This is a genomic window from Amycolatopsis sp. NPDC114503, assembly GCF_055633655.1.
This window is the reverse complement of record NZ_JBVKDT010000030.1, coordinates 1-6,532: the sequence shown is the minus strand read 5'-3', so window position 1 is coordinate 6,532 and position 6,532 is coordinate 1. Positions and strand designations below refer to the sequence as shown.

Below are 6,532 nucleotides of genomic sequence, written 5' to 3'. Positions count from 1 at the left end.
TGTGACGACAGGTGATAGTTGGCATATCCCGGTGCTAGTTGGCATAGCGCCTAGCGGTGTGGGACTACGGCATCCCTCACCTGCGCTTGACCACGTTATCTGTCACGTGGCCGCCGATATCTGTCACCGCTGAGCCGTAGGTGTTCTCGTCGATGGAACGTTCGAGAAGGGCTTGGTATGAGGCGAGGACGTCGAGGAGGTTTTTGGCATGCGTGCCGCGCCTGTCGGTTCGGGGAAGGCGGAACCCGAACATCAGTCGATATGCCGACCTGACGAACCGTTGATCCGTTGGCTCGGTCAGTCTTCTGGCGCGGTAGAGAGGCGAAGCGAGGTAGTCCCCGTTGGTGATCGCCGCCCACAACATCAGCGAGGCCGCGTGTCGTTTGCTGGGACTGAACTCGGCTGTCGTCCGCGGCAAGTTTCTGAGTGGCTCGATTGCGGCTTCCCAGACGTGTTCGGGGATCAGCCAGCCGCGGAGTGCATCGCGGCGACGTTGGTAGTCGATGTCAGGGGGTGCGCTGTTGAGCAGGTCGATGACGTCCTGTGTCGCTGCGGCGACCTTGGCTTCGGCCCCGTTCTGGCTGCTCCATCGGCGTAGAATCATGCTGGCGTGCCCGCCCCATGTCGGTGGCAGGTCCAGCGCGACGCTTGCTGCGCGGGTGGTGATCCCTGCGGTGGAGCGAATTGCTGTGATGGCTGCGAAGCGATGCACGATGCGTGGTTCGACGTCCCACTCGGGGATGAGCTTGCTGAGCGGCTCGATGTGCTGCGCGGCCAGGTAATGCGAGATCAGGCAGGGATCAATCGTCAGCTGTCGCTTCAGATCGGGCCGCGGGGTCCTGCGCGGCGACGACCTGACCTTGCCGCGCCGAGTCGTCCGGTTGTTCGGCAGTCGCGCCTGAACGACGGCCCCGGCGACCGTCTGCACTGCAGCCGAGCAGTGGCGCAGGAACGCCTCGAGGCTTCGAATCCAGACGGTGCCGCCGTCCACCGAGGACACGAGCGCGCGCAGCGCGTCGGTTTCTGTGCGAAGGTGCCCTGCGAATGCCAGGAGGTGGCCACACGTGTGCGGATCATGAGGAGGTCCTCCCCGCAATGCCTGGTTGCGGGCCGGTTTCCCGACCGTGCGGTTCAGCCTCATTTCGTCCTGGAGACGGCCGACGTGGTCGCCGATCGTGTCGAGGTCGATGTGCTGCGGCGCGAACTGTGCCGCGAAAGGCCAAGAACCCCGGACGAGCCGCATGATCAGGTGCAGGTCATAGAAGTACCGGCTTCCGACGTCCGGGTCTCGGACATATCCGCGGTAGTCGAGGTGCAATCGGGCCAACAACTGATCCTGGAATTCCAGCAGGTGTGCCAACTGCTGCGTGTCAGTCCGGTCCGGCGGACCGGTTTCGTGGTCGAGACGATGACCGCAGACTTGAGATGCTGACTCGGGCTCGGAAGCGGGTGCCTCGCCCCTGCCCCGACATTGGGTCGGATGCTGGACAAGCGTGTGCGCGGGAAAAATCCAGGGGCTGGCTTTGGGACGTTCGAGCGCGGGAACACCGCAGCGAGGACAGCGGCGGCAGAGGATCCGGCGATGGATCGGGCAGGCGAAGACCGCGGCCAGGCGCCATGTGATCCGCCAGGGACCGCCGTGGGCTTGCTGGATCTCGCTTCCGTCGCCGGCGAGGCAGTCGGGGCAGTAGCGCGTCGCATTGTTCAGCACCCAGCCCTGGACGCTGGGCAGGTTCTTGTTGCGACGAACCTGGTTGCCGTCGTATTCAAGCTCCAGCGGCGGGTATCGCCTGCGCAGACTGTCCAGGCTGAGATCGCGGACCTCCGCGGGTGTCAGCCGGGTCGCCCGCGCGAAGTCCGACGCGACCGCTGCGGGCATGCGCAGCTGGTGAGCGGCGATGGCAGGCTTCCAGTGCGTGGTGAGTCCGGTCAGGGCGGCGACGCGGGCGGGCGGAAGTTCGAGCCGGTGGGACAGCCGCAGCATGAAGCCAATCAGGGATTCGTCCGGCAGCGGGTCGAGGCTGCGCGGCAAAGGCCTGATCACGCGCTTGCCTCCCGGGTCTTCGGGGTGCCGGTGTCGTCGAAGACCGTGCTCCGAGGCTTGCGGGAACGGCGGGCGCCCGTGCCCGGCGGCGGGACGTCGGGGACTTCTCCGGCGGCCGGATCGCGCGCGGGGTCGTTGCCGAGGTTGATCAGAATGCCGTCGAGCAGGTCCTCGCTCAAGGCTTCGGCACCGGTGTCGAGCGCCTCGGCGCAGCCTTCCTCGACGAGTCGTTCGAGCAGGCCGACGACGCCGCCAGTGCGGCGGAACAGGTATTCGGGCATCGTGCCGCCGGTGAGCATGTCCGGGTCGGCGCGGAAGAGCCGCAGGGCGTCCTGTAGACCCTCCAGGTGCGCGGTCCAGGCGGCGATGCCTTCAGAAGTCGCGTAGGTGAACGGTTCCAGGTGGACGAGGTCGAAACGGCGTTCGGTCTGGGTTGCGGGGTCGTCGCCGAGCCGGCCGCCGCGCGGCGGCGGGAACACCCACTGGCCCGTGCGAGGGTCGTGGCGGCCCTCGCGCAGCAGGCCCGATCCGGGGATGTTGACGCCGATGAGGACCAGGGTGGTCTGCATGCTCATGAAGGCGCGCATCAGGTCGAGGGTGTCCTGGTCGTCGGCCCGGTGCATCTTCAGCCGGGTGATGTCGTCGAGCAGCAGCACCCGGTTGCCGTGGTCGTGCAGGGATCCGCGGACCGCGCGGGTCAGCTGCGGCAGGGTCAGTCCTTTGTGGTCGGCGCCGAAGAAGTCGAGGATCGCCTGGCAGGTGCTTTTCGGTTTCGCGGTGACCGGGGTCTGGACGTAGGCGACCGGGGCGTGCAGGTCCCGGGTGCCCGCGACCGCGGCGGGATTGAGCTGGGCGTGCATGTCCAGCCAGGCGTCCTCGAACGCCGCCGCGATCTCGCAGGCGGTCTCGGTCTTGCCCTGGTAGCCGCCGCCGGTGATCATCAGCCCGGCCCGGGTGGTCGGTTTGTGCTTGAGCGCGTTGGTCTGCATTCGCGACCGCATGATCCGCCCGACCGCGCGGGTCATCGGGGTTTCCTGCAGCGGAAGGTTCGCGTGCGTGGCCGCGCGGTGCAGGTCGTGCAGCTGCCGCTGCCGCGGAGACAGCACCCGGTAGTCGGCCAGGCCGAGCCTGGGCGCGGAGACGAAGCCGTGCCGGCTCAGACGCCACTGTTTCCAGCCTTCGACGGTCTCCCGGTCCGGAATGCTCTCCGGAAGGACGAACGCCGCAGGTGCAGAATTGGGCCGAGTGCTCACGAATCGCCTTCCGGGTCGTCCGTCGCGTCGTCGACGAGCAGGAACAGGTTGCCGCGGCGGACGGCGTCCCCAAGACGCCCGGGCCGGGCGATCGGCGCGGTGCCCACCGTCTCTTCCCGCCTCCGTCGCCGGTCGTCGTCGACCGCGGTCTCGACCGTGCGGGAATGCTGCGGCCACCGGGGGTGCTGATCCGCCGCAGGCGTATGCCCCGTCGTGCGCTTGCGGCGGGCCGGGCGCGCTGTGCCGACCGGATGCAAAGCAGTTGCGCTGGCCCGGTCGGCGGCCGAGGCGTGCGACTGGGCGTCGTCGCGGGCCAGGTCGCTGCGTTTTGTTTTCGTCATCGTCGGCCAGGACTCGACCGGGATGTGCGCGCCGAGCAGGTCCAGCAGCAGCGGCAGCAGTTCGGCGTCCGAGCGCGGTTTCAGCCCCGCTGCGCGGGCCGCGGCCAGCAAGTCGCGTGCCCGGGCGTCGCTGAACGACGGTATCTCGCCCTCGGGCGGGAGCCCGGTCCAGCGCAGGGTGTGCCAGGCGTGCGTGGCCGGGTCTTGGAAGAACACCGTGCGGGCGTCGCGCGGGTCGCGGCGGATGACCCACTTGCCCTTGTGCCGGCCGCCGCGGGCCGACGGCTCCGTGCGGTAGGGCTCCAGCGCCGGGCCGTCGTAGAACAAACCGCGGATCTTCACCCCGCGGTCGCCGTGGATGACCACGTGGTGCGCGGGAAGCAGCTGGTAGTAGAGATCCGGCGTCGGGATCTGCATGGCGAACCCGCCCTGGTTCATCGCCGCGGCGAACAGGGTGTTCGGACTGTGGTCCCCGGCAGGATCCCAACTCGGGGCGTGCTCGCCGAGCCGCCTGTTCTGCCAGATCCCGACGATCCAGGTCGCGATCAGGTGCTCCATCGCGTCGATCGTCAGCGTCGCGTCGGCCTCCGGGTCGGCACCGCGGTCGTAGACGTCGACGCCGGTGTAGCCGAGCAGATGCTCGAACAACAGCGACCGGACCGACCCGAAAGCCCGTTCGACCGCCTGCTTGTCGGTCGGGCGCAGCACCCGCGCGGGCAGGATGTTCGCCCCGATCACTCGCTCGACTTCGACCAGATGATGATTGCGATAGACCGATCCGTGATCGGTGGTGACCGTCTCCGGAGCGAAGAACGGCAACCCGGCCACCTTGTGCCCCGCGAACTCGGCGACCACGTTCGCCGGCAACCCCGGGTAGGGCCACTCCATTTCCGCTGTCCAATCCGGACGCATCGGCAGCGGCATCATGATGTCCCGCAACAACATCGCGACGTCGACAGAACTGTCAGACACCAGCGTGAGCCGGAACGCGACCAGCGACCGCGTGTAGACATCCAGCGCCAGCGTCAGGTGAACCGACACCGGATCGCCGAACACCGTCTCCCTGACCTTGACCGGCAGAACAGTGGTGTCCATCGCGACGACCTGCCCCGGCCGGTGGATCACCACGTGCTGCCCGCTGGTCGGCTTCGCGGCCGAACGGACGTAGCGCTGCCGGCCGCCGCCCGAGCCGAACCAGTCCAGCCAGACCAGCCGCAACGTCTCGTAGGAGGGAATCTGCGCCGTCGCCTCCGGGCCGTGCAACTCGCGGACGTACTGGTGGATCAGCCGTTCACGGGCCCGCATGCTCATCCGCGACCGGTGCAGCGTCTCTGCCTGAACGGCGTAGACCGCCTCACGCACGGTCTCCGTGACGCTCGGGTGCCCTCCCGAGCGCCGCAGCCACCGGTCGTCGGCGCAGCCGACGAATCCCGCAGTGCGATAGCGGGCCGCCCATCGGGCCAAGGTGCGGACGCTGACCTTGTCCAAACCCAGCAGCCGGGCCTGAACCCGGTCCAGTCCGGCGAGTTCGGCGACTTTCGCCTCTCGACGCTGGTTGACCGTCGTAGCAGCAGGATCGAACTCCGCTCGCGGCTCGCCCGCCTCCGGCCGCAACGGATCTCCGGCGCGGAAACCCGTTTCCACTTCCAGCAGATGCGCCAGTCGCAGCGCCACCACGTCCCGCTGATGCGGCGTCAGATCAGCTTCGGCGGGGTCCTGTCGGTCCCGTTGCGCGGCTGCGGTCGCAGTTCGGCTCGACGGCCGACAGTCCGGATGGTGCATGAGGAACTTCATCGTGACCGGCATCCGCTGCCCGTCCGACGAGAGAAGCACGACGCGGCCCGTCTGCGGTTCGGCGCGCTCGACCGTCCACTCGGCACCGTCAAGCACCAGGACCGCCCCCGGTGCCAGATCCACCCGGCCTGTCACCCGGCCAGCCCGACCAGCGTGCCGTCGCCCAGCGGCTGCTGCAGATCCATCGTCAGCCGCCGGTGCCAGAGCAGATGCAACAGGTAGGCCCGTGCGACCGCGGGTGCGATCGTCTCCGATGCGATCTCGCCGAACGGGCGCGGCCCGTCTTCCACGGCATCGAGCACGGCCTCGGCCATCCCGAGGCGGTCCGCCAGCGGCCGCCGTTGTGCAGACAGCGCGTCGACCGTCGCAGCGGCAACCGGATCCCACCCGGTCACCACCCGATAACCCCACCCCAGCAGCGCGGCAAGTTCGTCCGTCGCGGCGAACGCGTCCTCGTCGCGTTCCTGGATCCGGCCCGCCGGGCGAACGTCGATCAGCCAGAACCCCGTCGTCGTCTCGACGAAGAAGTCGGGAATGTGTTCGCGCGCACCAGTTTCTGCTGCGAACCGCAGCCGCAGCGGCTGCGACAGAACATCCGTCACGCGACCGGCGAAGTCGAGCATCAACAGCAGCTTCGCCTCAGCCAGCGACTCGAACCCGTGCATCCGTCCTGTGCTGACCAGAAACTCTAGCCCCGGACGATGCCGCGAACCCCGATGCCACGAGAACCGCCGCACCGGCTCCCGCGCAGCAACCGGCACCCCGGCAAGATCCCGAACCGGGACCGACACTTCGCCGCCGCCAAGCCGGACCACCGCCGACCACCGACGCGGCCACTCCTCCAACCGCAACCGGGCACGGCCGTCGACGAACGAGGACTCGCCCCACGCCAGATCCACCCAGCTGCACGCGTGCGACCACACCGGTGCCTGCTCGACCACCACCGCGACATCCAAGCGCACCACGTTGAAGCCCGCAGACACGACGCGCCGCCAGCCATGCCAACTATCGCCTTTACTTCATGCCAACTACCGCCTGTACTGGGCGAAGAACTACAACGTCAGACGACCCGGTGATGCCAACTACCACCTGTCGTCACA

Annotated in this window: 4 protein-coding genes; all 4 read right to left on the bottom strand. The window is 68.3% G+C overall.

Annotation, left to right across the window (positions count from 1 at the left end):
- Positions 1-76 precede the first annotated feature (76 nt).
- From ACZ7OI_RS49205 to ACZ7OI_RS49190, 4 genes are read right to left on the bottom strand one after another with little or no spacing between them, the layout of a single operon-like run.
- Positions 77-2,044: a TniQ family protein gene (locus ACZ7OI_RS49205; RefSeq protein ID WP_470271017.1), complete on the bottom strand. Its 1,968-nt coding sequence runs from the start codon at positions 2,042-2,044 to the stop codon at positions 77-79.
- The gene (locus tag ACZ7OI_RS49200; RefSeq protein ID WP_470230286.1) at positions 2,041-3,297 is read right to left on the bottom strand and encodes an AAA family ATPase; all 1,257 of its coding nucleotides are present in this window, start codon (positions 3,295-3,297) and stop codon (positions 2,041-2,043) included. The genes ACZ7OI_RS49205 and ACZ7OI_RS49200 overlap by 4 nt, the downstream gene beginning before the upstream one ends.
- Positions 3,294-5,555 carry a transposase gene (locus ACZ7OI_RS49195; RefSeq protein WP_470230287.1) on the bottom strand — a complete coding sequence of 754 codons (2,262 nt, stop codon included), beginning with the start codon at positions 5,553-5,555 and terminating at the stop codon, positions 3,294-3,296. The genes ACZ7OI_RS49200 and ACZ7OI_RS49195 overlap by 4 nt, the downstream gene beginning before the upstream one ends.
- Before the next feature lie 8 nt (positions 5,556-5,563).
- Entirely contained in the window at positions 5,564-6,415 is an 852-nt protein-coding gene (locus tag ACZ7OI_RS49190; RefSeq protein WP_470230288.1) for a TnsA-like heteromeric transposase endonuclease subunit, read from the bottom strand.
- Between the last annotated feature and the right edge of the window lie 117 nt (positions 6,416-6,532).